At 65.5% G+C, this 23146-nt stretch carries 25 protein-coding genes; 11 read left to right on the top strand and 14 right to left on the bottom strand.

Annotated elements, in window-relative coordinates; translation table 11 throughout:
* Positions 1-15 precede the first annotated feature (15 nt).
* Positions 16-1179, top strand: coding sequence for an NAD(P)/FAD-dependent oxidoreductase (locus IEY28_RS03595; protein ID WP_188994588.1), 1164 nt, complete (start codon positions 16-18; stop codon positions 1177-1179).
* Between the two features lie 214 nt (positions 1180-1393).
* Here IEY28_RS03595 and IEY28_RS03600 read toward each other — a convergent pair whose 3' ends face one another.
* From IEY28_RS03600 to IEY28_RS03625, 6 genes are all read right to left on the bottom strand, one after another.
* A complete protein-coding gene (locus IEY28_RS03600; RefSeq protein ID WP_188994591.1) occupies positions 1394-2176 on the bottom strand; it encodes a class I SAM-dependent methyltransferase in 783 nt (260 codons plus the stop codon).
* A gap of 64 nt (positions 2177-2240) precedes the next feature.
* Positions 2241-3065 (bottom strand): nucleoside phosphorylase, encoded by an 825-nt coding sequence (locus tag IEY28_RS03605; RefSeq protein WP_188994593.1) that lies wholly within the window; start codon positions 3063-3065, stop codon positions 2241-2243.
* The gene (gene cdd, locus IEY28_RS03610) at positions 3062-3448 is read right to left on the bottom strand and encodes a cytidine deaminase (RefSeq protein ID WP_188994595.1); all 387 of its coding nucleotides are present in this window, start codon (positions 3446-3448) and stop codon (positions 3062-3064) included. Before cdd ends, IEY28_RS03605 begins: the two co-directional genes overlap by 4 nt.
* A 45-nt stretch (positions 3449-3493) precedes the next feature.
* A complete protein-coding gene (locus IEY28_RS03615; protein WP_188994597.1) occupies positions 3494-4855 on the bottom strand; it encodes a phosphohexomutase domain-containing protein in 1362 nt (453 codons plus the stop codon).
* 79 nt (positions 4856-4934) lie between these two features.
* A complete protein-coding gene (psmB, locus tag IEY28_RS03620; RefSeq protein ID WP_188994599.1) occupies positions 4935-5651 on the bottom strand; it encodes an archaeal proteasome endopeptidase complex subunit beta in 717 nt (238 codons plus the stop codon).
* A gap of 86 nt (positions 5652-5737) precedes the next feature.
* Positions 5738-5908 (bottom strand): hypothetical protein, encoded by a 171-nt coding sequence (locus IEY28_RS03625; RefSeq protein ID WP_166969690.1) that lies wholly within the window; start codon positions 5906-5908, stop codon positions 5738-5740.
* Between the two features lie 275 nt (positions 5909-6183).
* Here IEY28_RS03625 and IEY28_RS03630 point away from each other — a divergent pair, with 275 nt between their 5' ends.
* From IEY28_RS03630 to IEY28_RS03640, 3 genes are all read left to right on the top strand, one after another.
* Positions 6184-6552, top strand: coding sequence for a DUF555 domain-containing protein (locus tag IEY28_RS03630; RefSeq protein WP_166969692.1), 369 nt, complete (start codon positions 6184-6186; stop codon positions 6550-6552).
* A 51-nt stretch (positions 6553-6603) separates the two neighbouring features.
* Positions 6604-7146: a CBS domain-containing protein gene (locus IEY28_RS03635; RefSeq protein WP_166969694.1), complete on the top strand. Its 543-nt coding sequence runs from the start codon at positions 6604-6606 to the stop codon at positions 7144-7146.
* A 148-nt stretch (positions 7147-7294) separates the two neighbouring features.
* On the top strand, positions 7295-7441 hold the full coding sequence (locus IEY28_RS03640) for a hypothetical protein (RefSeq protein ID WP_166969696.1): 147 nt from the start codon (positions 7295-7297) through the stop codon (positions 7439-7441).
* A gap of 247 nt (positions 7442-7688) precedes the next feature.
* Here IEY28_RS03640 and purM read toward each other — a convergent pair whose 3' ends face one another.
* The 3 genes from purM to IEY28_RS03655 are packed head-to-tail and all read right to left on the bottom strand — an operon-like array spanning position 7689 to position 10899.
* Positions 7689-8696, bottom strand: a complete 1008-nt coding sequence (purM, locus tag IEY28_RS03645; protein ID WP_188994601.1) for a phosphoribosylformylglycinamidine cyclo-ligase — start codon at positions 8694-8696, stop codon at positions 7689-7691.
* A gap of 47 nt (positions 8697-8743) precedes the next feature.
* Positions 8744-9376: a zinc metalloprotease gene (locus IEY28_RS03650; RefSeq protein ID WP_188994603.1), complete on the bottom strand. Its 633-nt coding sequence runs from the start codon at positions 9374-9376 to the stop codon at positions 8744-8746.
* On the bottom strand, positions 9373-10899 hold the full coding sequence (locus tag IEY28_RS03655) for a TraB/GumN family protein (protein WP_188994605.1): 1527 nt from the start codon (positions 10897-10899) through the stop codon (positions 9373-9375). The genes IEY28_RS03650 and IEY28_RS03655 overlap by 4 nt, the downstream gene beginning before the upstream one ends.
* 252 nt (positions 10900-11151) lie before the next feature.
* On the opposite strand from IEY28_RS03655, the gene IEY28_RS03660 reads away from it, so the two are divergent.
* The 3 genes from IEY28_RS03660 to IEY28_RS03670 are packed head-to-tail and all read left to right on the top strand — an operon-like array spanning position 11152 to position 12402.
* Positions 11152-11427 carry a PadR family transcriptional regulator gene (locus IEY28_RS03660; protein WP_166969704.1) on the top strand — a complete coding sequence of 92 codons (276 nt, stop codon included), beginning with the start codon at positions 11152-11154 and terminating at the stop codon, positions 11425-11427.
* A 50-nt stretch (positions 11428-11477) separates the two neighbouring features.
* Entirely contained in the window at positions 11478-11915 is a 438-nt protein-coding gene (locus IEY28_RS03665; RefSeq protein WP_188994607.1) for an acyl-CoA thioesterase, read from the top strand.
* A gap of 31 nt (positions 11916-11946) precedes the next feature.
* Positions 11947-12402, top strand: a complete 456-nt coding sequence (locus IEY28_RS03670; protein WP_188994609.1) for a DUF7992 family protein — start codon at positions 11947-11949, stop codon at positions 12400-12402.
* Here the strand turns inward: IEY28_RS03670 and IEY28_RS03675 are convergent.
* Positions 12399-12950, bottom strand: coding sequence for a class I SAM-dependent methyltransferase (locus IEY28_RS03675; protein ID WP_188994611.1), 552 nt, complete (start codon positions 12948-12950; stop codon positions 12399-12401). The genes IEY28_RS03670 and IEY28_RS03675 overlap by 4 nt on opposite strands.
* Before the next feature lie 87 nt (positions 12951-13037).
* Between IEY28_RS03675 and IEY28_RS03680 the strand changes: the two genes are divergently transcribed.
* Together IEY28_RS03680 and cutA are read left to right on the top strand one after the other, a co-directional pair.
* On the top strand, positions 13038-13217 hold the full coding sequence (locus IEY28_RS03680) for an HEWD family protein (RefSeq protein WP_166969713.1): 180 nt from the start codon (positions 13038-13040) through the stop codon (positions 13215-13217).
* Between the two features lie 41 nt (positions 13218-13258).
* Positions 13259-13576 carry a divalent-cation tolerance protein CutA gene (gene cutA, locus IEY28_RS03685; protein ID WP_188994613.1) on the top strand — a complete coding sequence of 106 codons (318 nt, stop codon included), beginning with the start codon at positions 13259-13261 and terminating at the stop codon, positions 13574-13576.
* Positions 13577-13589: 13 nt separating this feature from the next.
* Here the strand turns inward: cutA and IEY28_RS03690 are convergent, their stop codons facing one another.
* Positions 13590-16646 (bottom strand): oligosaccharyl transferase, archaeosortase A system-associated, encoded by a 3057-nt coding sequence (locus tag IEY28_RS03690; RefSeq protein ID WP_188994615.1) that lies wholly within the window; start codon positions 16644-16646, stop codon positions 13590-13592.
* A 96-nt stretch (positions 16647-16742) separates the two neighbouring features.
* Here IEY28_RS03690 and aglG point away from each other — a divergent pair, with 96 nt between their 5' ends.
* Positions 16743-17681 carry a glucosyl-dolichyl phosphate glucuronosyltransferase gene (gene aglG, locus IEY28_RS03695; RefSeq protein WP_188994617.1) on the top strand — a complete coding sequence of 313 codons (939 nt, stop codon included), beginning with the start codon at positions 16743-16745 and terminating at the stop codon, positions 17679-17681.
* A gap of 4 nt (positions 17682-17685) precedes the next feature.
* Positions 17686-18831 carry a glycosyltransferase family 4 protein gene (locus IEY28_RS03700; protein ID WP_188994619.1) on the top strand — a complete coding sequence of 382 codons (1146 nt, stop codon included), beginning with the start codon at positions 17686-17688 and terminating at the stop codon, positions 18829-18831.
* Here IEY28_RS03700 and IEY28_RS03705 read toward each other — a convergent pair whose 3' ends face one another.
* Genes IEY28_RS03705 through IEY28_RS03715 form a run of 3 tightly spaced genes read right to left on the bottom strand, consistent with a single transcriptional unit; the run spans position 18832 to position 23105 of the window.
* Positions 18832-20190: a sulfatase family protein gene (locus IEY28_RS03705; protein WP_188994621.1), complete on the bottom strand. Its 1359-nt coding sequence runs from the start codon at positions 20188-20190 to the stop codon at positions 18832-18834.
* Positions 20191-20244: 54 nt separating this feature from the next.
* Positions 20245-21684 (bottom strand): oligosaccharide flippase family protein, encoded by a 1440-nt coding sequence (locus tag IEY28_RS03710; RefSeq protein ID WP_188994623.1) that lies wholly within the window; start codon positions 21682-21684, stop codon positions 20245-20247.
* Positions 21684-23105, bottom strand: a complete 1422-nt coding sequence (locus IEY28_RS03715) for a sulfatase (protein WP_188994625.1) — start codon at positions 23103-23105, stop codon at positions 21684-21686. The genes IEY28_RS03710 and IEY28_RS03715 overlap by 1 nt, the downstream gene beginning before the upstream one ends.
* Positions 23106-23146: the final 41 nt, after the last annotated feature.

Below are 23146 nucleotides of genomic sequence, written 5' to 3' on the forward strand. Positions count from 1 at the left end.
CCCCGACTCGCCAGTATGAGCGACAAGGTCGTCGTACTCGGTGCGGGGTATGCCGGTGCAGGCGCCATCAAGAGCCTCGAAGACGAACTGAACGGTGAAGCCGACGTCACCTGGATCTCCGACACGGACTACCACCTCGTCTTGCACGAGTCCCACCGGTGTATTCGGGACCCGTCCGTTCAGGAGAAGATCGCCATCCCGATCCACGAGATCAAGCAGCCGACGACCAACTTCCGTCAGGATACCGTCGTCGACATCGACACCGAGGACCGACTCGTCGAACTCGAATCCGGCGACGACGTCGAGTACGACTACCTCCTCGTCGGCTTGGGTTCTCAGACGGCTTTCTTCGGTATCGACGGCCTCGAAGAGTACGCCCACACCCTAAAGAGCTTAGACGATGCGCTGGGCATCCACGACGCGATTCAGCAGGCCGCCCGCGACGCCTCCCAGAGCGACCCGGCACAGGTCATCGTCGGCGGTGCCGGCCTCTCTGGCATCCAGACGGCCGGCGAAATCGCCGAGTTCCGCGACAACCACCGCGCCCCCATCGACATCCACCTCGTCGAAGGCCTCGACGAGATTTTCCCCGGCAACGACCCCGAACTACAGGGTGCCCTGCGTAAGCGGCTGGAAGACGCCGACGTGAACATCCTGACCGGCGACTTCATCGGCGAGGTCGACGAGGAGACGGTGTACATCGGCGACGACGAGGAACTCGACTACGACACGCTCATCTGGACCGGCGGTATCACCGGTCGCGACTGCGTGCGCGACGTCGACTTAGAGAAAGACGAGCGCAACCACCGCATCCACTCCGAGGGCGACTTCCAGACCGAGGACGAGCGCGTCTTCGCCATCGGCGACTGCGCCCTCATCGACCAGCCGGGCGAACAGCCCGCCCCGCCGACGGCACAGGCCGCGTGGCAGGCCGCCGAGGTCGCCGGGCAGAACCTCGCCCGTGCGGTCCGCGGCCAGCCGCTGAAGACGTGGACCCACAAGGACAAGGGGACCGTCATCTCCGTCGGCGAGGAAGCCGTCGCCCACGACGTGATGGGCATGCCCATCGACACCTTCGGTGGCTTCCCGGCGAAGATGCTGAAGAAGGGCATCGCCGCCCGCTGGATCGCCGACGTCACCGGCATCGGTCGCGCCGCGAAGGCGTGGCCGGACATGTAGCGACCACCTTTTTCGGCGTCGGGTTCGCGCTTCGCACGAACCGCTCCTCGAAAAACGTGGGCCAAAAAGGCGGCCACTCACTCCGTTCGTGGCCGTGAACCGGCGGCGTCGCCGCCGGATGCTGGCCGCCCCGTATTCTGCTCTCTGTCTGCTCGCGGCCTGCCCTCCCCCGTCGTCGCGGCACGGAGGCCGCTCCCGGCCCACCGCCGGTGACTCAGTCCGCGACGGCCCAGAAGCCAAGCGTTCGCGGCACCTTCGCTCGTAGCTCCGGCGACGAACTGCCGCCGGGGTCCTCGTCGTAGTCGTCCGGGTCGTCGCTCTGCGGGACTTCGTACACTTCCTTCACGGTGAATCCCGCGTCGACGAGTGCCGCGTGGAGGTCACCCACAGTTCGGTCGAACACGACGATGTCGTCGTGGAGTACGTCGTCGTGCTTGTCGCGTCGAGGACCGGTGACGTGGTAGCTCCGTTCGAGGGCCAGCGTCTCGGGGTCGAACAGTTCGTGGAAGGGGTGGGGTACGTCGAAGGTGAGTACGCCCCCGTCCCGGAGCAGACGGTGGGCCTCCCCGAGTGCCGCGTCGAGGTCTTCGACCATGAAGTAGACGAACCCCGAGTACGCCACGTCGAACGCGTCGTCGGCGAGCGGTACGTCCGTCACGTCGCCCGTGACGAACCGCGCGTCGACGCCGTATAGGTCTCGGAGGCGAACCGCGTGGCGGAGTTGCTCGATAGAGAAGTCGACACCGACGGCCCTCTCGACGCCGTCGCGGGCGACGCCGACCGTTCCCTGCCCACCGCCACAGCCCAGTTCGACGAACGCGGTGTCTTCGCGGGCCGGTAACCGGTCGGCCTGCCAGTCCGCCATCGACGCTGGATCGGGCAACGGCGAGTACACCGGTGGAAGCCCGCCCTCGGCAGTAGCCGCGTTCCACAGCGCCTGATGATCGTCGCTCCACGCGTCCCACAGTTTCCGGTTCTCCCGGTCCGAATTCCCCATACGGGTCGTACCAGCGGGCTCGAAAATGAGCGTTCGGGTAGCGTGCGAACGCGTACCACCGGGGCTACCGCTCGATAGAGAGACCGGCGTGCCACCCGTCGGCGTCCGCTTCTTCGACGGCCTCGTCCATCCGTTCGAGGTAGGTGACGGCGAGACTCGCACACTTCGTCGCTTTGCGCTCGCCTTCGGTTCGGAACTCCCCCGTCTCGCGGTTGGCGTAGACCGTACAGACAGCGCCGGCCCGGAGCCCGTAGATGCTGGCGAGTGTGAGGATGCTCGCCGCCTCCATCTCGAAGTTGACGACGCCGGCCTGCCGGAGTTCGTCGAGTTTGGCGTCGCTGTCGCGGGCCTCGAAGCCGTCGAACCCGGGGCGTGACTGGCCGGCGTAGAAGCTGTCGGTCGAGCAGGTGACGCCGAGGTGGTAGTCGTAGCCCAGTTCCTCGGCAGCGGCGACCAGCGCCGAGACGACGCGGTGGTCGGCGCTCGCGGGGTAGTCCTCGCGGACGTACTCCTTGCTCGTTCCCTCTTGTCTGACGGCACCCGTGGTGATGACCAAATCCCCGACGCTGGCCTCCGGTTGGATGCTCCCGCAGGACCCGACCCGAAGCAGGGTGTCGACGCCGACGCGAGCCAGTTCCTCGACGGCGATAGCCGCCGACGGCGACCCGATACCGGTCGAAGTCACGGAGATGGGCGTCCCGTCGTGCGTTCCGGTCGCGGTCCGGTACTCCCGGTGCTCGCCGGTCACCTCGTAGTCGTCCCAGTCGGCGACGACCTTCTCGACGCGTTCCGGGTTGCCCGGTAAGAGCACGCTGTCTGCCACGTCGTCGGGACCGACGGCGAGGTGGTACTGCTCGTCGTCGTTCGGGTCCTCGCTGTCGCCCGTCATCTGTCGAGGTGGCCCGGGGTAATCGTCGTCGGGAGCAGTTCACCCAACGTGTACTCCGCCCCCGCCTCGCCGTCGGTGTAGATAGGCAGGTCGTCGTCACAGAACTCCGCGAGCGTCTGTCGGCACATCCCGCAGGGAGTCACGCCGTCGCGCTTGTCCGAGGAGACGGCGAGACGGGTGAACTCGCGGTGGCCGTCCCTGACCGCCGACCCGATAGCCACCTCCTCGGCGTGGAGGCTGTTGCTGTAGTTCGCGTTCTCGATGTTACACCCGGTGTAGACGGTGCCGTCTACCGTCTCGATGGCGGCGCCGACGCGGTACTCCGAGTACGGGGCGTAGGAGGCCTCGACCGCCTCTCGCGCTGCGTCCATCAGGTCGTCCATACCGACGGGTCGGGTGGCCCGGGCAAATAGCCACCGGCGGCGCGCTCACTCCGCCGACACGGCATCGACGGCCGACGCGACGACGTCCCGAACCTCGTCGACGAGCGTGTCGACGTCGTCGCTCTCGGCGTAGATGCGGACGTACGGTTCGGTACCGCTCGGGCGAACGAGCGTCCAGGAGTCGTCGGGGAAAGTGAGGCGGACGCCGTACTCCGTCGACACCTCGGCGTCCGGGAAGGCGTCGGGCAGCGTCTGGCCCAGCGTCGCCATCGCTTCGGCCTTGCGTTCGTCGGGGCACTCCACGCTCACCTTTCGGTACGGGCGCTCGGTGACTGTTGCTCTGCGCTCCGTGAGGCCCTCGGCGGCGAACAGTCGAGTGAGCACGGCCGCGCTGGCGACGCCGTCTATCCACCCGCTGAACGCGGTGTGGATGTGCTTCCAGGGCTCCGCCGCGAAGACGACGGCCGTCTCCGCATCGCCGGCCGCCCGCTCTCGTGCGACGCCTTCGTGGAGTGCACCGAGGTGGACTCGCTCGACGCGGCCGCCGGCGTCCGCGACGCGTTCGTCGATGCGGCCCGACGCGTTCGGCGTGGTGACCACGACGGGGTCGGCAGCCGCCGAGTCCCGCGTGTAGTGTTCGGCCAGTATCGCCAGGATCGTGTCCTCGTGGACCACGTCGCCGTCGCCGTCGACGACGACGATGCGGTCGGCGTCCCCGTCGTGCCCGATGCCGAACGCGGCGTCCGTCGCGCCGACGAACGACCGGAAGTTCGCGAGTGACTCCGGCGTCGGTTTGCTCTCGCGGCCGGGGAAGTAGCCGTCGACGTTGGCCTCCGTCGCGACCACGTTCGCACCGAGTTCCCGGAGCACCTGTGGCGTCGCGACGCCCGCCATCCCGTTGCCACAGTCCACGGCGACGGTCAGTCCGTCGGGCGCCGCTCCGTGGCCGCGAGCGTACTCGGCTACGGCGGTTCGGTACTCCGGCAGGACGTCGGCCGCTGTCGACCGCCCCCACTCGCCCCACTGAGCAGCGCTCTCGGCCGCGTCGACCCGGCGTTCGATAGCGCCCTCCGCGTCGCCGTCGTACTCCTCGCCGTCGTCGAACAGTTTGATACCGTTGTCACTCGGCGGGTTGTGGCTCGCGGTCACCATCGCTCCCCGGCGGCCTCGCGACGCGTAGGCCAGCGCCGGCGTCGGGACCGCTCCGAGACGGACCACGTCTGCACCAGCACTCGCCAGTCCCGACGCGAGGGCGTCGGCGAGCGCCGGTGAACTCACCCGTCCATCGTGTCCGAGGGCGAACTCGTCGACGTCTCGCCCCGCGGCCCGGCCCACCGCGAGGGCGAGTTCGGGCGTCACTCGCTCGACGACGTCACCTCGGATTCCGGCGGTCCCGAACAGCTCCATATCGGTCACTGCGTCCGGTCCGTGTATAGTTCTCCCGCTCTCTGACGGCCGCCGGGCCTCGAGAAAGGAACGGGTGCGTCTAGAGGAGTTCGTCGAAGTCGTAGCCCTGAATGTCGACGCCCTCGCTGGTCACGTCGGCGAGGAAGATGCCGTTGCCGGAGCCAGTGTCGCGCTCTGCGGCGGCCTTGATGGACGCGGCGGCCACTTCGCGGGCTTCCTCGTTGGTCATGTCGTCCTCGTAACGGTCTTCGAGCGTCCCGTAGGCGACGGTGAGGCCCGATCCGGTGACGGTGTAGTCGTCTTTCATGACGCCACCGGCCGGGTCGATAGAGTAGACGTGGTGGCCGTCGTCGTCGACGCCGCCGAGGATGGGGTTGATAGCGAAGAACGGACCGCCGCGGGCGAAGTTACCCGCGAGCGTCGAGAGCGCCTGCATGCTCATGTCCTCGCCACGGCGGGCCTCATAGAGGTTGACTTCGGCACGGAGCGACCGGATGAACGACTGCGCGCCGCCGACGCTGCCGACGAGGGTGAGCGCGGCGTTGGGGTGAATCTGCTCTACCTTCTGGACGTTCTTGTTGGAGACGAAGCGGCCGCCGAGGGACGCGCGCATGTCCGTCGCGATGACGACGCCTTCGCTCGTCGAGATGCCGATGGTAGTCGTCCCCGTCTTGTTGACCTTCTCCTCGTCCTGCCCGGACTGCTGGGGCAAGGACCCGACCTCCGGTTCGTAGGGGTCGGTCTGGAACTCGTCTGCCGTCGGGGGGCGTGAGAAGTCGGGAGTCGTGTCTCTCATTACCGCCCGATACCACTCCGCCGCTGATAAAACCTCTTTTTGTGGTGAGGCTGACCGCCTCCGAGGGCCACCGTCACCGAGTACGCTTACGCGCTCGCCCGTTCGTACGCGTCGTTGAGCCCCTCCACGGCCCGGTCGATCGGGAGGCTGAGTCCGACCCGTTCGGTGACCATCGCGACCGGCAGCAGCAGGATGCCGGCTATCAGCGCGAGTTGATACAGTGCGAGCAGCGTTGCGGTGTACAGTCGGGATTCCATCGTCCCTCGCCAAATGGCAGGTAGCAGCCGATATATAACTCTTCGGACCAACTCACGAGGCCGTCGTATCGTTCGTGACAGATCGATGGGCCGCAGTATGGCGATTAAAGCCAACTTGTACGAGAGGCAACTATATGTGGTCGAATCGACCGGTCGACCGTAACAGGTGCGTTGGAACGACTCGACGTTCGCATAACTTATCGCGATAGTAACGGTGAGGTGCGCGCCGAGCGCGAACCAAAACTACCGAATAGTCGGGTCGCCTGAGTACGTGTATGAACTACCTCGTTGCGATGGAAGCAGCCTGGCTGGTCCGTGACGTAGACGACATCGACGACGCCATCGGCGTCGCGGTGAGCGAAGCAGGAAAGCGCCTCAACGAGGCAGAGATGGACTACGTCGAGGTGGAGGTGGGTGCGACTGGCTGTCCCGCCTGCGGCGAACCGTTCGACTCCGCGTTCATCGCCGCCGACACCGCGCTCGTCGGGTTGGTGCTCGAGATGGACGTGTTCAACGCCGAGTCCATGGAGCACGCCCAGCGCATCGCGAAGAGCGAAATCGGTGGCGCGCTCCGTGACGTCCCGCTGAAGGTCATCGAAGTGTTCGAGACCGAGGAAGGCGACGAGAGCGAAGCCGAGGCCTGATCGGGTCGGAGAGGCGGTGGCTTTTTGTATAACCTCTAGTTATAGCAGTGCATGGAGTTACCGACGCCCGAGGACTTGCGGGAACGGCGCAACGAACTGGAGTTGACCCAGAGCGAACTCGCCGAGCGAGCGGACGTCTCGCAACCGCTCATCGCACGCATCGAAGGCGAAGACGTCGACCCGCGACTGTCGACCCTACGGCGCATCGTCAACGCACTCGACGAGGCCGAGGGGGGGATCGTCCGGGCGCGTGACGTGATGAACTCGCCGGTGGTCAGCGTCGAACCCGACGACTCCGTCCACGAGAGCAAGCAATTGATGGACGAGAAGGGGTACTCGCAGGTCCCGGTCATCCGCGACGGGTCTCCGCAAGGCCTCATCGGCAACTCCGACATCCGCCAGCGACCCGAGGAGAACGTCGGCGACCTCCCCGTCGCCGAGGTGATGCACGAGTCTATCGCCACGGTGGAACCAGACGCGACTATCGACGAGGTGGACGCCTATCTCAACCACAACGCCGCCGTGATGGTCGTCGAGGACGGCGAGACGGTCGGTGTCATCACGGAAGCCGATATCGCCCGTACGGTTAGCTGATGACTGCCGAGTCGGCCGCGTTTTGCGCTCCATCGCGACCCTGAAACCCCGTCTGGTGAGATTATACGGCGCCTAAGAACGGTGTACGTCGGTAAAACGGTCGTACCATTATATGTCTATGCTGGCTGCACTCACGAGCAACACACCCATGGAACCAACGCAGGACGCCCTCGATTCGCATCTCGAAGCGGCGCTCGAAGCGGCCGACGACGACACTACTCGGTACCACCTCCGACAAGCGCTCCAGTTACGCATCGCAGAGAAAGAGACGGATTCCGACCGTATCTCGGTCTAAGTAGTCACTCGCTCAGTTCCAGTCCGCGCACGGCGACGACGCCGTCGCCGTCCTCGACATGGCCGATGACCCGCGCGTCCTCGGAGGCGTCGACGACCGCTTCGGCGTCGCTCTCCGGCAGTGCCGCGACGAACCCGATGCCGCATCCACCTTTTTCGTCGTCGGGGCGCGCTCACTCCGTTCGCGACCCGCTCCTCGAAAAACGTGGGCGAAAAAACGGCCCCTCGATACCTCGGGGCCGAACGAATTATTCCCGCAGTTCCAGTCCTCGCACGGCGACGACGCCGTCTCCTTCCTCGACGTGGCCGATTACCTGTGCATCCTCAGATGCCTCGACGACTTCCTCAGCGTCCGCTTCGGGGAGCGCAGCGACGAACCCCGTTCCCATGTTGAACGTCCGGTGCATCTCCTCGTCGCCGACGTTCCCCGCCTCCTGTACGAACTCGAAGACCGCTTGCGGGTCGAACGGGTCCGTAATCTCGAAGTGCAGGTCGCCCATCCGCGCGAGGTTGGTCCAGCCACCGCCGGTGACGTGGGCCGCCGCGTGCGTCTCTGCGTCCCGAAGCGGACCCAGTACCTCGCTGTAGATGCGCGTCGGCGTCAGCAGTTCCTCGGCGATGGTCACCTCCGGGTTCGGCGGGAACGCGTCGGTGTACTCGTGATTTCGCGTCACGGCCTCTCGGGCGAGTGTCAGCCCGTTCGAGTGGATGCCAGAGGAGGGCCACCCGACGAGTACGTCGCCGACCTCGGCTTCGCCGGGGAAGACGGCGTCTTTCGGTGCGAGACCGGCACAGGTGCCGGCGATGTCCAGCCCTTTGATGACGTCTGGCATCACCGCCGTCTCGCCGCCGACGAGGGCGACGCCTGCCCGTTTCGCTCCCTCTCGGAGGCCCGCGCCGATCTCCTCGCTGGTCTCCTCGTCGGGGTTCTCGACGGCGAGGTAGTCGACGAACGCCACCGGTTCGACGCCGGCCGCAAGCAGGTCGTTCGCGTTCATCGCCATGCAGTCGATGCCGATGGTGGAGTAGTCGCCGATGGCCTCGGCGACGAGTAGTTTCGTCCCGACGCCGTCGGTGGCCAGCGCGAGGTACTGGTCGCCGATGTCGACGAGGCCGGCGTAGTCGCCTTCGAACTCGCCGGCGGCACCGATGAGCGCCTTCGTCGCGGCCTCGCTCGCGTCGATGTCGACGCCCGTCTCGGCGTAGGTCAGTCCCTCGCTCTCCGAATCGTCGCCCTCGCTCGCGTCGTCGGTCATATCCGAGAGGGTGCGTGGGTCGGGCAAAAGACCATCGTTCCCCGCTTTCAGAGGAGGACGAGCGCACCGACGCCGAGTAGCACCGACGGGATGGCAACCGCAAAGAAGACGACGTTGCTCCACGCGCGGACTTTCCGTCCGTCGAGCGGTCCGAACGGGAGCATGTTGAACCCTGCGAGCAGGAGATTGATCTGGAGGCCGCGGCGGGCGATTTCCCAGACGATACCTCCGGTGTACCCGAAGAAGGCGACGGCAAACGGCACCACGAACACGACGGCGAGAAGGATGTTCGTCACCGGTCCGGCCAAGGCGATGAGGCCGTTCTCTCGCTTCGAGATGCGGCCACGGTGGACGACGGCACCGGGTGCCGCAAAGAGGAATCCGACGAGGGCACCGACGATAGCGAACCCGAGCATCCGGTAGTCGGCTTTGAACGCCGCGACCTGTCCGAACCTGACTGCGACGACCTTGTGGGCGAGTTCGTGCAGGAGGAAGCCGACGCCGACGGTCAACAGGGAGACGACGAGCGTCTGGGAGACGCCCGAAAGCGTCAGTCCGCCGACTTGCCCGAGCAGTGCGGACCGTAACTCGCGTTCTAAGAGGAGCGTGAAGGCCACTCCGAGCGCGAGCCACGCTATCAGGAGATCCTGCACCTCGTCCCGACTGAACGTGAGGTTCATACCACGAGCCCCCAGACGAGGTCGGCACTGTTCTGTGCGCCCTCGACCATCTTCGAGACGACCCAGGCCATGTCGCGGTCCTGCGTGGCCAGATACGGCAACGCCACGACGGGGAACGCGAAACTCGCTATCATACTCCCGACGTTGGTCATGGCGACGATGAGGATGAGTCGGAACAGCGGGACGGCCCGCAGGCGCTTGACGAGGTCCAGAATCGGTGCCTCCTCGTCGGCGAGTATCTCGTTGAGTTTGCCGATGTCGCCGACGTTGACCGAGATGTAGCGCAACTCGACGTACCCGGCGAACCATCCGGGCGCTAAGAGCGGGTTGACGCTGGTCATCCACGCGATGCCGCCGCCGACGAGCGAACTGCTCCAGTGAGCGCCCGCGAGTCGAGCGAGGCCCGCGGCGGCGATGCCGTTCATGAGGAACCACGCAGCGAAGACCTGCAGGAGGAAGGTATCGCGCACGCCCGCCATCGCCAGCAACACGAAGAAGGCCAGAAAGCCCAGCGTGATGAGGTAGCCGACGAGTTTGTACAGCGAGAACCGACTGCCGGTCTCTTTCCCGGTGAGGGAGTCGAGCGGCGGGAGTTCCTCGGGGTGTTCGAGGTAGCGCTCGATGCCGGCCCGATGGCCCGCGCCGACGACGGCCACCACGTCGTAGCCCGCCTCACGGAGGCCGACCAGACGGTGGGCGATGTAGGCGTCTCGCTCGTCGATGAGCGCCTCCGCGCCGCCGGGGGAGAACCGACGGAACTCCTCCATCATCGCGCCGACGACGTCGGTGTCGGTCAGTTCTTCCAGATCGAACGCCTCGACGTCCTCGCCGCCGGCCCTGATTCGGGTCAGCAGCGCCGCAATCGGCAACCCGACGAGTGACGTGACGACGACGCCGACGAGGACTGCGTCCAGGACGCCCACGACGGTGCCACCGATGGCCCCGGCGAGGATGCCGGCGGGGACGATGAACGGGCCGCCGAGCGTCGTCGCGAGGACGGCACCGAGCAAGCCGAAGACGGACCCGACGGTGAAGCCGACGGTGAGCGGCGGTCCGAGTTCGGCCAACAGGCTCCCGACGAGCGTGAGTTTCTCGCGGAGCGTCAGCCGGGCCCAGAACCGCTGGACGGTGGTCTGGATGTCTCGGTCGACCAGTGCGACCCCCAAACCCAGTTCCTCGGCGGTGTCGATAGCCGCCTTCATGTCCGCCCCGGGTTCGATGTCGAATCGCTCGCCGAGACGCGTCTGCACGTACGACAGCATCCAGTAGGCGAGAAACTGGAAGACGGTGTTCCCACGGAGGAGGTCGCTCGCGTCGAGGTCGTCGGGCGTCTCGCCCTTCATCTGCTGGTAGCGACCTTCGTCCAGTTCGACGGCCACCATGTCCGGCCGTCGTTCCGCTATCGTCGACTGGACCTCTTCGACGCTGTGTTCAGAGACGTGCGCCGTCCCGACGACGGTGACGGATCCGTCACCGGACTGGTCCGGCGGGTCGTCCCCCGCCGACGCCGCGTGTTCGGTCATCACCCGCGTTACACAGTCGCTTCCTTTACCCTTGTCGGGTCACCGAGGGGACCGCACGACCGGGGCCATCGAATGTAGCTGTAGAAACAGATATGCAAACGACACATCTCAACTATCTATGAGTTCTTTGGTAACTTCCGACGACATCTTGCGTGTAAATACCCGACACGAGCGACTTACTTGATAGTAATCTACTCACTCTTTAATCAGCAATAATGATACGTCTCGGGTTCGACTAAACTATCGGGAAACATGCACGACTTGACTGGGTTTCAGCGCGACTTGCTGTACGTGATTGCAGGACTGGACGAACCGCACGGCCTCGCGATCAAAGACGAACTCGAAGACTACTACGAGAGCGAGGTCAACCACGGCCGACTCTACCCCAACCTCGATACGCTCGTAGAGAAGGGGCTCGTAGAGAAGGGCGAACGCGACCGACGGACGAACTTCTATACACTGACACGCCGTGGCCAGCGCGAACTCGACGCCCGACAGGACTGGGAGTCGCAGTACGTCACGGCCTGAGAACTGGTGGACGCCGGTACACTGAACTGACTGGGCAGGGGACAGTTCGTATGGTCGACCTTCTAGAGACGCGTCTGGAGAACCGCTGGATGGTCCAGCCGAACCACGCCAACCACCTCGGCACCACGCACGGCGGGAACGTGCTAAAGTGGATGGACGAACTGGGGGCGATGGCCGCGATGCGCTTCGCCGGCGAGAGCTGTGTCACCGCCCGTATGGACCAAGTCAACTTCAAGCGGCCGATTCCAGTCGGTGACACGGCCGTCGTCGAAGCGTACGTCTACGACGCCGGAACGACGAGTATCAAGACTCGTCTGAAAGCGGCCCGTGAGAACCCTCGGACCGGCGAGCGCGAACCGACGACCGAGTCCTACTCTGTCTACGTCGCGGTCGACGACGACGGCGACCCACGTCCCGTTCCCGACTTGACGGTGGACTCGGAGCGCGGTCGGGAGCTACGGTCGGCCGCCCTCGACGGCGAGCGTTGACGTTTATCCCCCTCCGTGTCGAAGACGGCCTATGGCACTGGACGTACCAGTCCCCGACCGCCCGGCGCTCTCCGGTTCGGTGGACACGGCGGACTACGAGGACGTGGAGGTACAGGGAGACGAGTACCGGCGTGACGAACTGGCAGAGGTACTGGACGAGGGCGCGTGGGCCGACGCGTTCGAACGCTGGGCGGTCGACACCTCGCTGGACGAATCGGCCTGGGACATCGTCACGGACCTCGACCTGATAGCGGAGTTCGACTTCTTCTGGGACTCCTTTGCGGGCCGTGTCGGCTATCACGCCCCGGGCCTGCCCGAGAACTGGCGCGAGCGAGAGGTTCATCGGGACATCGAATCGTGGGAGACGGTGTCCTCTATCAATGCGGGACTCACGGAACTCGGACAGGTCGTCTGTGACGTCATCAAAGACGAGTACGTCGACTGGGAACCCGACGAGGTCGACGCCGGCGACCTCCCCGACTTCTAGATCGACCCTTCGAGGACGAACGTCTCGCGACGGTCCTCGGAACGGTGGACCTCGATACCGACGGCCTCGCACATCTCGGCGGCGTCGGCCGCGGCGTACCGTTCGTCGACCGGCGGGCCGTCCGTACCGGCCCCGGCCCGCGTCCAGTCTGCGAACCCGACCCGGCCGCCGGGTGCAAGCACGTCTGCCACGGCCTCCATCGCGGCCGGCGTCGCGAACTCGTGGAACGTCATCGTCGAGACGACGGCGTCGACCGGTCCTTCGACCGGCATCGACTCGACGTCACCGGTGACCGGGACCACGTTGTCGGGCATCCCCTTCTCGCGGTACAGGTCGTGCATCTCCTCTTGAACGTCCAGCGCGTACACTGTCCCCGCGGCGGCGGCCACGTCGTCCGTGTAGAACCCGGTCCCGCTCCCGAGGTCCACGACCACGTCGTCGGGACCGGGGTCGAACAGCGCGAGTAACTCGTCGACGGAGACGTACTCGTAGCGACTCGGGTCTTCGAGTTCCTCGGCACGGTCGACGTCGAAGGTGTGGAATCCCATCTGGTCGTCGTAGTAGACCGAGCGTCAAAACACTCACCCCCGTACGGGACCGGCACGCTGATAACCGCTCACGTACATCCCTCGGGTATGGTAGCTATCGTCTCGCCCAGCGAACGGGAGTGTGAACGCTGTGGCCGACGTGACGTATGGGACGAGGACATGAACACCTGGCGCATCAGCGTCGAAGACGGCGAAAAGCGCTCGGGCAATCCCCACTGCCTCCACGAGTGGGACATCAACGGCACGTTCAATCCGCTCGCGGAGTAACCGACCGAACGTTCTTCCCGGCGGCGACAATCCGTGAGTGCATGCCGACTGCGTTCATCACTGCACCGCCAGACACCGCGAGTGACCTCGCCAGAACACTGGTCGACGACGGCCTCGCGGCCTGTGTCAACCGAGTCGACTGTACGTCTGTCTACCGATGGGACGGTGACGTACACGAAGACGACGAGGTGATACTGCTTGCGAAGACGACCGACGCGCGATATGCCGTGCTCGCCGACCGCGTCGACGAACTCCACCCGTACGAGGTGCCGTGTATCGAACGATTCGACGAGACGGCGGTGACCGAAAACTTCGGTGACTGGCGCGCTGACGCCGTCGGTTCGGACGGGGCGGAGTGAGAACGCGGAGCGGTCAGGGACGTGCCTGAACCTGTGTCGGCTCTGTGAGTGCGCCGGGCGTACTCGTGGCCGTCTCCGTACTGGTCGCCGTCGCCGTCTCGTTGGTCGACTCCCCGTTCGACGTTTCGTTCGTCGCCGTCTCGTTGGTCAGGGCGTCGTCTGCCGAGGACTCGTTGGTGGTCGTCTGGTTGTTCGGCTGGCGCTCGAAGAGCGGCGTTAGGTCCACAGTCGACGCCGTCTCGTTCTCGCCGATGACCTGTCCTTCGGAGACGGCCGTCGTCCCCGTAAACACCATCGGACTACCGTTCTGTGTTCCCCTCGCGGTCAGTTGATACTGCGAGTCAGCGCGAACACTGACGTTCGTGTACCCTTCCTCGGTCCCCCACTTATCGTAGCCGGTAGTGGAGTACGGGACCGTCATCTCGAAGTCCCCGTTCGCGTCCGTCTGGGCCTGCTGGCGGTAGACGAACGTCTCGTTGGTCTGGTGGTTGCGCATCCGGACGGACGCGGTGACCGTCGTGTTCGCGGGTCCGGTGCCTTCGATAGTCGCGCCGGGGACCCGTTCGAATATCTTCGTCCACGCGGGGTTGTTCTGACTCATCAGGTCGGCCGATGCCTCGGGCATACAGAACGTCTGCCCGTTGAGCGGCAGGGTGGTCGCGTTGGCCGAACAGGTTCCGTTCGTCGCCGGTCGGAACCGAGCACCGATGCTCTGTGACTCTACGAGCATCCCTCGGTTGTGGGAATTCGATTCGTAGGCGGAGCGCTCGCTAGAGCCGACATAGCGGTACTGCTCCATCGCGGGCACCCGTTGGCTCGGAACGGTGCCGAAGCCACCGACCTGCGCGGTGCTGTCGTTCTCGACGTAGGCGCGTGCCTGCTCCATCGTGTTGAACGACTTGATCGTTTGTCCGTCGGACGGCGGGGCACGGTACTGCTGGCCGTTCTGCTGGGCGATTCGCCAGTCGAGTACGACCGGTTTCGGTTCGACGGCGCTCCCGTGGAACTCGTAGAGTCTGACGACCGTGGTGTTGTAGTACTCCTGCGTGCGGTACTTGAATCGCTGACCCGTCTGTGGGTTGGTGTAGATAGTGCGGTAGTAGTCGGTAGCCGAGACGTTCGAGACGTCGTAGAACCGGGGCGGGGCGAAGAACTTCCCGTTGTATCCGCCGTAGACGTTCGTCATCTTCCAGTCGACGGCTACGTACCGGGTGTGTGCGTCGTCCTCGTCGATGCTCTGGAGTACGTCGTTCGCCTGACTCTCGTTGGGCGCCAACAGGAAGTTCGCGGCGCTCGTTGCCCCCTGCTGGAACGGGTTGGCGTTCGGGATGCGTTCCCCTTCGACAGTGATGAGGTGCCCGTAGTCCCACCACGACATCACGCCGTACTCACCGGGCTGGTAGTCGTAGTTGTCGCGGTTCTCGTAGGTTCCGTAGTACTCTAGACTGCCGTCGCCGCCGGTTCCGTACGCTCCTTCGGCGGGCGTGTTCTCCTGCATCCAGTCCAGGCCGTCGTTCCACCCTTGTGCTTCGCCGCCGGGTGCTGCGCTCGCGCCGACGGCGGCCGCGGACGGTGAGACGAAGACGAGCGGGCCGACGATGGTGAATATCAACACGATGACGGTGAGAACCTGATAGACTTCCACGCCGTCGTCTGCAGAGAAGTCGACCCACTTGACGACGCGGCCGACGACGAAGGCGGTCAGTGCGGCCACCGGGAACACCAGATAGACGCCGAACCGAATCTGGGTGAACGACGCCGCGAGGATGAACGCGCCCCAGACGAGCATGAGGAACTGCTCTGCGGGGGCGTCTCGGTCGAACAGTTGCTTACCGACGATGTACAGCGCCCCGGCGATAGCGACGAACAGCGCGAGCCCGTAGTATCGGTAGAGTATGCCGGGATTTCGGAGCGGCGTCGCCTCACCGACGGAAGTCTGGGTCGCCGAAGGGCTGGACGTGAATCCGACGACGCGGAGCACCTGATCGACGAAGTAGTTCAGAAGGTCCGGCGTGAGAATCGCCATCAGGACCGCGACGACGGCGATGATACCGCCGACGGTGACCGGATAGAGGTTGCGGTCGTACCCTTCCGACTCCATGTAGCGGGCGAGCCACGCCATGAAAACGGTGCCCGCACCGATAGAGAGCGCGAGCAACGGCTGGAGCAGCGAGTGGTCGGTCGCCGTAATCGAGAGCGTGTTGATGACGGCGAGTTCGAAGACGGTGACCGACCCCATCATCACGGCGCCAGCGATGGCGACGTGTTCGGGGCTCTTCCCCCGGACGAACTCGATAGTGAGCCAGAGGAGGAAGAAGACGCCGAGGATGCCGAGTAGGAGTACGGCGGGCGGCCACGTCCAGAGGTACAGCGCAATGGCCACGCCGGCGAGCACGGAGTATCCGACCGTGTCTCGGAGCGCGGCGACGTCTCGTTCGCCGAACTGCTCGTAGACTGGTTTGTCGCGCTCGGCGACGCTGATGGCCACCATCACGGCGAAGACGGCCGTCACCTGCAGGAGCCCCTCTGCGACCTGGTGGTCGTACGTGCCGACGAGGCTTCGCTGGAGGAACGTCCCGGCCGAGAGCGCGAGGACGACGACGGCCGTGACGCCCCCGAGTCGGCCGCTGAGGCGACGCCCCACGAAGTACGTCGGAATCGCCGCGACCGTCCCGAGGACGGCGGGGGCGACGAGTGCGACCATCCCGACGGTCTGTTCGGAGGGTGACCCCAGACCGACGATGAGCGCGACCGTCGCAAACACTTGGTCGAACAGCGTCCCGAACTGCCCCGAGGCGGTCCCGTTCGGGAAGTACGTCCACGGGTCGAACGGCATCGTCGCCGGCCAGTTCTCGACCACGTACATCGTCGAACGGAAGTGGTACCACGGGTCCTGCCCGCTGAACAGCACCTCGCCGTCGACGACGAAGTTCGAGACGTTTCTGACTCTGTTCCACAGCATGAACCCGAGTAGTACCAGGAGTGTGGGGATATGGTACCACTCCTGTACCCAGTCCAGGGCGGACTCGAGTTCGGGGTTGTCGTCGAGATAGCCCCGCGATTGACTCATTGGTCCGAACCACTGCCAACGCGCGCATAAGCCTTTTGACCTCTCCTCGACCGCAGGATGGAAACGCCTAACAGCACCCGTGCTGGACCTGCGTGCATGCGCGTCTCGGTCGTCCTGTGTACGCATACGATGGAACGCTACGACGACTGTCGGGCGGCGGCCGAGAGCGTCCTCGACCAGTCGTACGATAGCGTCGAACTCGTCCTCGTCTCCGACGGTGACGAGGACGTATACGAACAGTACGAGGCGGCGTTCGGTGATCGTGACGACGTTCTGACCTACTGTAACGACGAGAACGTCGGGCTGCTCGAAAGCCGGAACAACGGCGCCGAGATCGCGACCGGCGACGTGGTCGCGTTCCTCGACGACGACGCCGTCGCCGACGCGGAGTGGGTCGAGAAACTCGTCGCGGCCTACGAGGCCGACGACGACCGCCTCGCGGTCGGTGGTCGGATGGTCCCCGCGTGGGTGGCCGGCAAGCCCTCGTTCCTCCCCGAGGAGTTCTACTGGCTCGTCGGCGTCACCAACCGCGGGTTCGGCCCCGACGGCGACCCCGACGAGGCCGGCGAGGTCCGCAACACGTTCGGGTCGAACATCTCGTTCCGGCGCGACGTGTTTCTCGAACTGGGCGGGTTCGAGGACGACATCGGCGGCCGGCAGGGAGAAAAGAACCTACAGGGCGGCGAAACGGAACTCTGTGCCCGGCTCCAGAGCGAGTACGACACCGGCGTCTACTACGTCCCCGACGCGCTCGTCGCACACAAGATATTCGACTACCGGACGGACCCGGGATGGCTCGTCGACCGAGCGTTCTGGCAGGGCTATTCGAAACGCGGGATGGAGGTGTTCGTCCCCGAGTCGACCGGCGCGGAGTCCGACTTCCTCCGCGACCTCCTGTTCTCGTTCGCGCCCGACCGACTCGGCGGCCTCGTCCGGTCGCCCTCGGTCGCTGGCGTCCTCCAACTGGTCTTCCTGTTCGTCCTGACCGGGGCCGTCGGTGTCGGGTACCTCTACGGGATGTACGTCTGGGGGTGAACAGATGACGGAGACAGAACTTCCCGACGTCTGTGTCGTCACGCACCCCCTCGCCGCGGCGGGGGAGAACGCCACACGGAGCCTGCTCGACATCCTCGCGGCGGTCACCAACGTGGCGCTGGTGACGGCCGACCTCCCGACGGACTCGGAGATACGCGAGCGCCGGGAACTCGTCGAACTCACGCGGAAAGGGGCCGGCGACTCGGTGGCCGTCGCCGCCGCCAGATTCCTGCTGAACCAACTGCGAATGTGTCGCGTGCTGGCAGAGCGTGACGAGGACGTCGTCCTGTTCTACGGGGCGACGTCGTACGTCCTGCCGATTGTCGCCGCTCGACTGCTCGGCAAGACGGTCCTCGTCGAACCGCGCGGCGACGTGCCGCTGACGCTCCGTCTCAACTGGGAACAGCAGATGCCAGCCCCGCTCGCCAGCGGCCTCGCGGGTCTCGTCCGCGCGCTCGAACGCGCGGGCTTTTCCGTCGCCGACGGCGTCGTCACCTACACCCCCGAGATGGCTCGGCAACTGGACCTGCACCCGGAGGCCCCGACCGTCTACCCGACCGGTGCCCGATACGTCCGTACCGACGAGTTCGCCGTCTCCCGACCCTACGAGGACCGGGAGAGAGTCGTCGGCTTTCTCGGCCGCCTCGACGAGGAGAAGGGTATCCGCGAACTGGCCGAGGTGGCGAAGCGACTCCCCGAGGACGTGACGTTCCGGTTCATCGGCGACGGCGACCTTCGGGGGTGGCTCGAAGCCGAACTCGCGGACGACATCGACGCCGGCCGCGTCGAACTCACCGGGTGGGTCGACCACGACGACGTGCCCGCGCAGTTGAACGACCTGTCCCTGCTGGTCCTCCCCTCGCAACCGACTGAGGGTCTGCCGACGACGATTCTGGAGGCGCTTGCCTGCGGGACGCCCGTGTACGCCTCGCCGGTGTCGGGCGTCCCCGACGTGGTTCGCGAGGGTGAGACGGGATTCCTCATCGACTCTCGTGACCCGGCGGCGCTCGCCGACGGCATCGAGGCCATCCTCGGCCGGGACGACTTAGCCACTGTCAGCGAGACCGGTCGGGACCTGATTGAGTCGGAATACAGTTTCGAAGCGGCCTGCGAGCGCTACCGACAGATCCTGTTCGCGGCGTCGGCCTGACTACTCGGAGTAGCCGAGGCGGCGCAGTCGCTCTTTTACGTCTTCGTCCATGTCCGGCCGTTCGACGTCGTCGTCGGCCGTCGCACGGACGAGTTCGATGTGCTCGTCGACGCGCTTCTGGAGGCGGCGCGCCTCCGCGGGTTCGTCGTCGATGACGTTCGTCTGCTCCTCGGGGTCGGTCACGAGGTCGTACAACTCGTCGCCGCCCTCGTGTCGCCGGATGAGTTTCCATTCGTCCTCGCGGACGACGTAGTCTTCCTCGTTCTCGCCGTCGTCCCAGCCTCCGACGACGTCTGTCCGGGGGTACTCGCCGCCTTCGAGCACGCCGCGGAGGCTGTGGCCCTGCCAACTGTCGGGTCGGTCGAGACCGGCGACGTCGACGAGCGTCGGCGGGAGGTCCGTGAGGCCGACGATGTCGTCGTACTCGCCGGTCTCGCCGACGCCGGTAAAGAACAGCGGGACGTGCGTCTTCACGTCGTAGGGCTTTGCGCCGCTGAAGTAGTCGTGTTCGAGGAAGTGTTCCCCGTGGTCCGCGGTGAGGGCTGCGACGTACTCGTCGCCCCACTCCTCCTCGACGACGTCGAACAGTCGGCCGATCTCTTCGTCGTTGAACAGTATCTCCGCGTCGTAGAGGTCGATGAACGTCTGGTACTCCTCCTCGGTGACGTTCTCGGGTTCCTCGATGAACTTCCGGCGCAGTTTGATGGACTCGCGGTCGCCGATGGGTTCGTCACGGAACTCCAGTTGGTACTCCTCCGGCGGCAGGAACGGGTGGTGGACGTCCATGTAGTGGACCCACAGGAACTCGGGGTCGTCGGCGTCGCCGCCGGACCTGAGGAACTCGATGGCCTTGTCGGTTATCTCGTCTGCTGGCACGTGGTAGTTCCCGACGTTGATGCCCCCGCTGGATTCGAGGAGGTCGTACCCGCGCTGGAGGAGCGGGAAGATGGGGGTCCCTTCCAGATTGGACTTCGCGAACTTCCGGGCTTTCGTCATCGCCGACTCGTCCGGTGCCGAGTCGAAGAACTCGTCCCAGCCCCGATCGTAGCCGAACTGGGCGGAGAGATAGAGGTTCGAGTGGAAGCCGCCGGTCCGGTAGCCGGCGTCGTCGAAGACCTCCGAGACGATGGTCTGACGGTTCGAGACGCGGTCGTGGCCGCCGTACATGAGCGGCGTGACGCCGGTCAGAATCGAGGGAAACGAGAAGACGGTGCCGCCGACGTGTGCGAAGGCGTTCGTAAAGCGGGCGCCGTCCCCGGCGATGCGGTCGATGTTCGGCGTCACGTCGCGGTCGTAGCCGTGGTACCCGACGTGGTCTGCCCTGAGAGAGTCGATAGTGATGAGGAGGACGTTCTGCATGTGCCCATGTGCCCCCCTTTCGTTCGTAAGGTTTGCTATTCGACCCGTCTGCGGTCACAGAACCGGGACGAGACCGGTCGCTTTGGTCCGCACGCGTGTGGACACCGCGAGCAACGCCGTGACGTAGACGCCGGCACCGGCCAACACGAGGAAGAGCGTCCAGAGTCGCCCGGACGGTGCCCGCCCGTGAAGCGGGACCAGTACGGCAACCATGAGCAGTGCGGCAAGCACCTCGAACGCGATCTCGCGCGTCGGGACCGACAGATCGCCGATAATCCGCCGGAGCGACCAGTAGCCGCCGACGGCGCGGAACCACGACGCGACGGCCGTCGCGACCGCCGCCCCGTACCACCCGAACTGCCAGACCAACACGACGTTCAGCACGACGTTAATCGTCACGAACGCGAGGTTGATTCGGTAGGCGACCTTCGGCTCGTCGACGGCGTTGATGACGCTGACGAACTGGCTCGCGTACACGTCAGCGCCGTAGGCCGCGATGAGTATCATGAGGATTTCGGCCCCCTTCGCGAACTCCGGCCGATAAAAGGCCAACACACGGCCGCCGATGACCGCCACGCCGAGCAACCCGGGGATGACGAACACCCCGGCAAACACCAGCCCTTCGTCGAGATAGTGCTTGATACGTTCGTAGTTCCGGTCGGTACTCAGGTCGCTCACCTCCGGGAACAGCGTCCTGCTGATGGACCCGGACACCATGCCCAGCAGCGACGCCAGCCCCCACGCCGCCTCGTAGATGCCGATGAGCGACGCAGTGACGAAAAACGAGAGGACGATGGTGTCCATCCACCCGAAGACGCGGGACCTGAGCGCCCCCATCCACGCGTAGCGAGCGAACCCGAGCAGGTCGCGAACCAGACTGAGCGGGGGTATCGTCGGCCGGACGCGGACGAGTGCGAGGCCGGCGAGGCCGACGACGAGGAGCGAGACGGCGTGGCCGAACGCCAGTCCGGCCACACCGAGTCCGAGCAGTAGCACAGCCACCTGTAGCACCGTCCTGCCCGTCCGTTCGATGGCCTGCAATCCACCCGAAGCGGCGACTCGCTTCTGTCCGTCCAGTCCCGCCATCGAACTCCGGAGGACGACGCCGCCGACGACGAGGCCCGCGATCGCCAGCGGGTGCGTCGAGAGGATGGCGACGAACTCCCGTTCGGACTGGGGCAGCGTCGCCTGTAGCACGCGACTCGCGAGCAACACGAGCGCTCCGAGGAGCACCCCGCCCGCGACGTTGATGGCGAACCCCGCAGAGAAGTACTCCCGAACTCGCTCGCCCTCGCTCATCCGCTTGCGGACCGCCGTCGAGACGGCGTTGGCCGGAATCCCCAGCCAGAAGAACCCGATGGCGACGATGATCGAATAGCTCCCGAGCCCTTCGGCCCCGAGCAGATACGCGATGACGAACGTCGCGGCGAACCCGGAGACCGAGGTGAGGACCTGCGTCCCGAAGTGCAGTATCGTCGTCTTACCGAGTCGCATCAGTCCAGGTAGCCCAGGTCGGATAGCTGGCGTTGCATGGCGTCGTCGAAGGCGGCAGAGCCACCTTCCCCTACCGGGAGTCCCTCGGTCTCACGGAACTCCTCGACGACGGCCGAGAGTTCGGCGTACTCGTCCTCGAAAGCAGCACTCACGTCGGTCTCCTCGTCCGGGTAGACGACCGGCCCGTCGTGGGCGTCGGGCGCCATCGCGTAGAGCGCGTCGCTGCCGCCCTCCTCGGAGAGGTACTTGTAGTCGTGGGTCCTGACCGCGGTCAGGCGGCCGCCGAAGTACCGATCCGTCTCGAAGTCGGGGTTTCGCTCGATGTACTGCTCGAAGTCGGCCGGCCCTCTGCCGGCGAACGCGTACTCCCGCGACGCCTCGCGGAGGTCGACGCCGTGTGTCCCCTGTCGGTCAGCCCCAGCGAGTCCCAAGAGCGTCTCCATGACGTCCATGTGCTGGACGATGTCGTCGGCGTCGGCCGCGAAGTCGTCGATGCCGTCGACTACCAGCGGGACGTGCAACAGCGGGTCGTCGAGGCCGATCTTGTGCGCGAACAGCCCTCGCTCGCCGAACAGTTCGCCGTGGTCGGCGGTGACGACGACGATAGTGTCCGAGAGCGGGAGCGAGCGGATGTGGTCGTACAACTGCCCGACCATGTAGTCGGTGTAGGACACCTCCGCGTCGTACATCGCGACGAGGACGTCTAGCACGTCCGGGTCGACGGACTTCGATCCGGCGACGTAGTCGGTGATGTCGGTGTGCGAGTCCATCGCTATCTCGGCGGCCGTCTCGCCGTCGACGGCTAACTCGTCTGCGAACTGGTCGCGGGTCATCCCCGGCGGGTAGTAGGGCCGGTGCGGTTCGTTGTAGTGGAGATAGAAGAAAAAGGGGTCCTCGCCCTGCAGGTCGCCGAGCCACCGCTTCGCGACGTCGTTCATCACGAACGGCGTCGCGTGCTTCCCGGTGTCTGTGGTCAGTCCCGCGGAGTGGGTCCACAGGTTGGGCGCGAACTTGAGCAGGGTTCGGAGGCCGGCCGCTCGGTGGATGTTGTGCCCGGCGATCCAGCTAAAGCGGTCGAACCCTCGGTCCAACCCCGTCGCCTCGGAGAGGTAGCTGTTACGCGAGAGACAGGCCGTCCGATACCCGGCGTCGGCGAAGCGTTCGGCCACCGTCGGGAGTTCGTCGGGCAACCGCTCGCCGGTTATACCGACGGTGTTGTGCTGCGGGTAGGTTCCGGTCAGTATCGCGCCACTCGACGAGAGGGTGTAGTTGCCGTGGGCGAAACAGGTAGAGAAGGCTGTTCCGGACCGGGCGATGCGTTCCAGTTCCGGCGTCGTATCGCGGTCGTATCCCGCGAGTGTCGTGTGGTCCGCTCGGACCGAGTCGAGCGTTATCCAGATGACGTTCGGGCGGCGAGACATCCAATCAGCGTACCGTTCACTACCGGACAGTTAAACACTTG

Source organism: Haloarcula pellucida, from assembly GCF_014647235.1.
Lineage (GTDB): Archaea > Halobacteriota > Halobacteria > Halobacteriales > Haloarculaceae > Haloarcula > Haloarcula pellucida.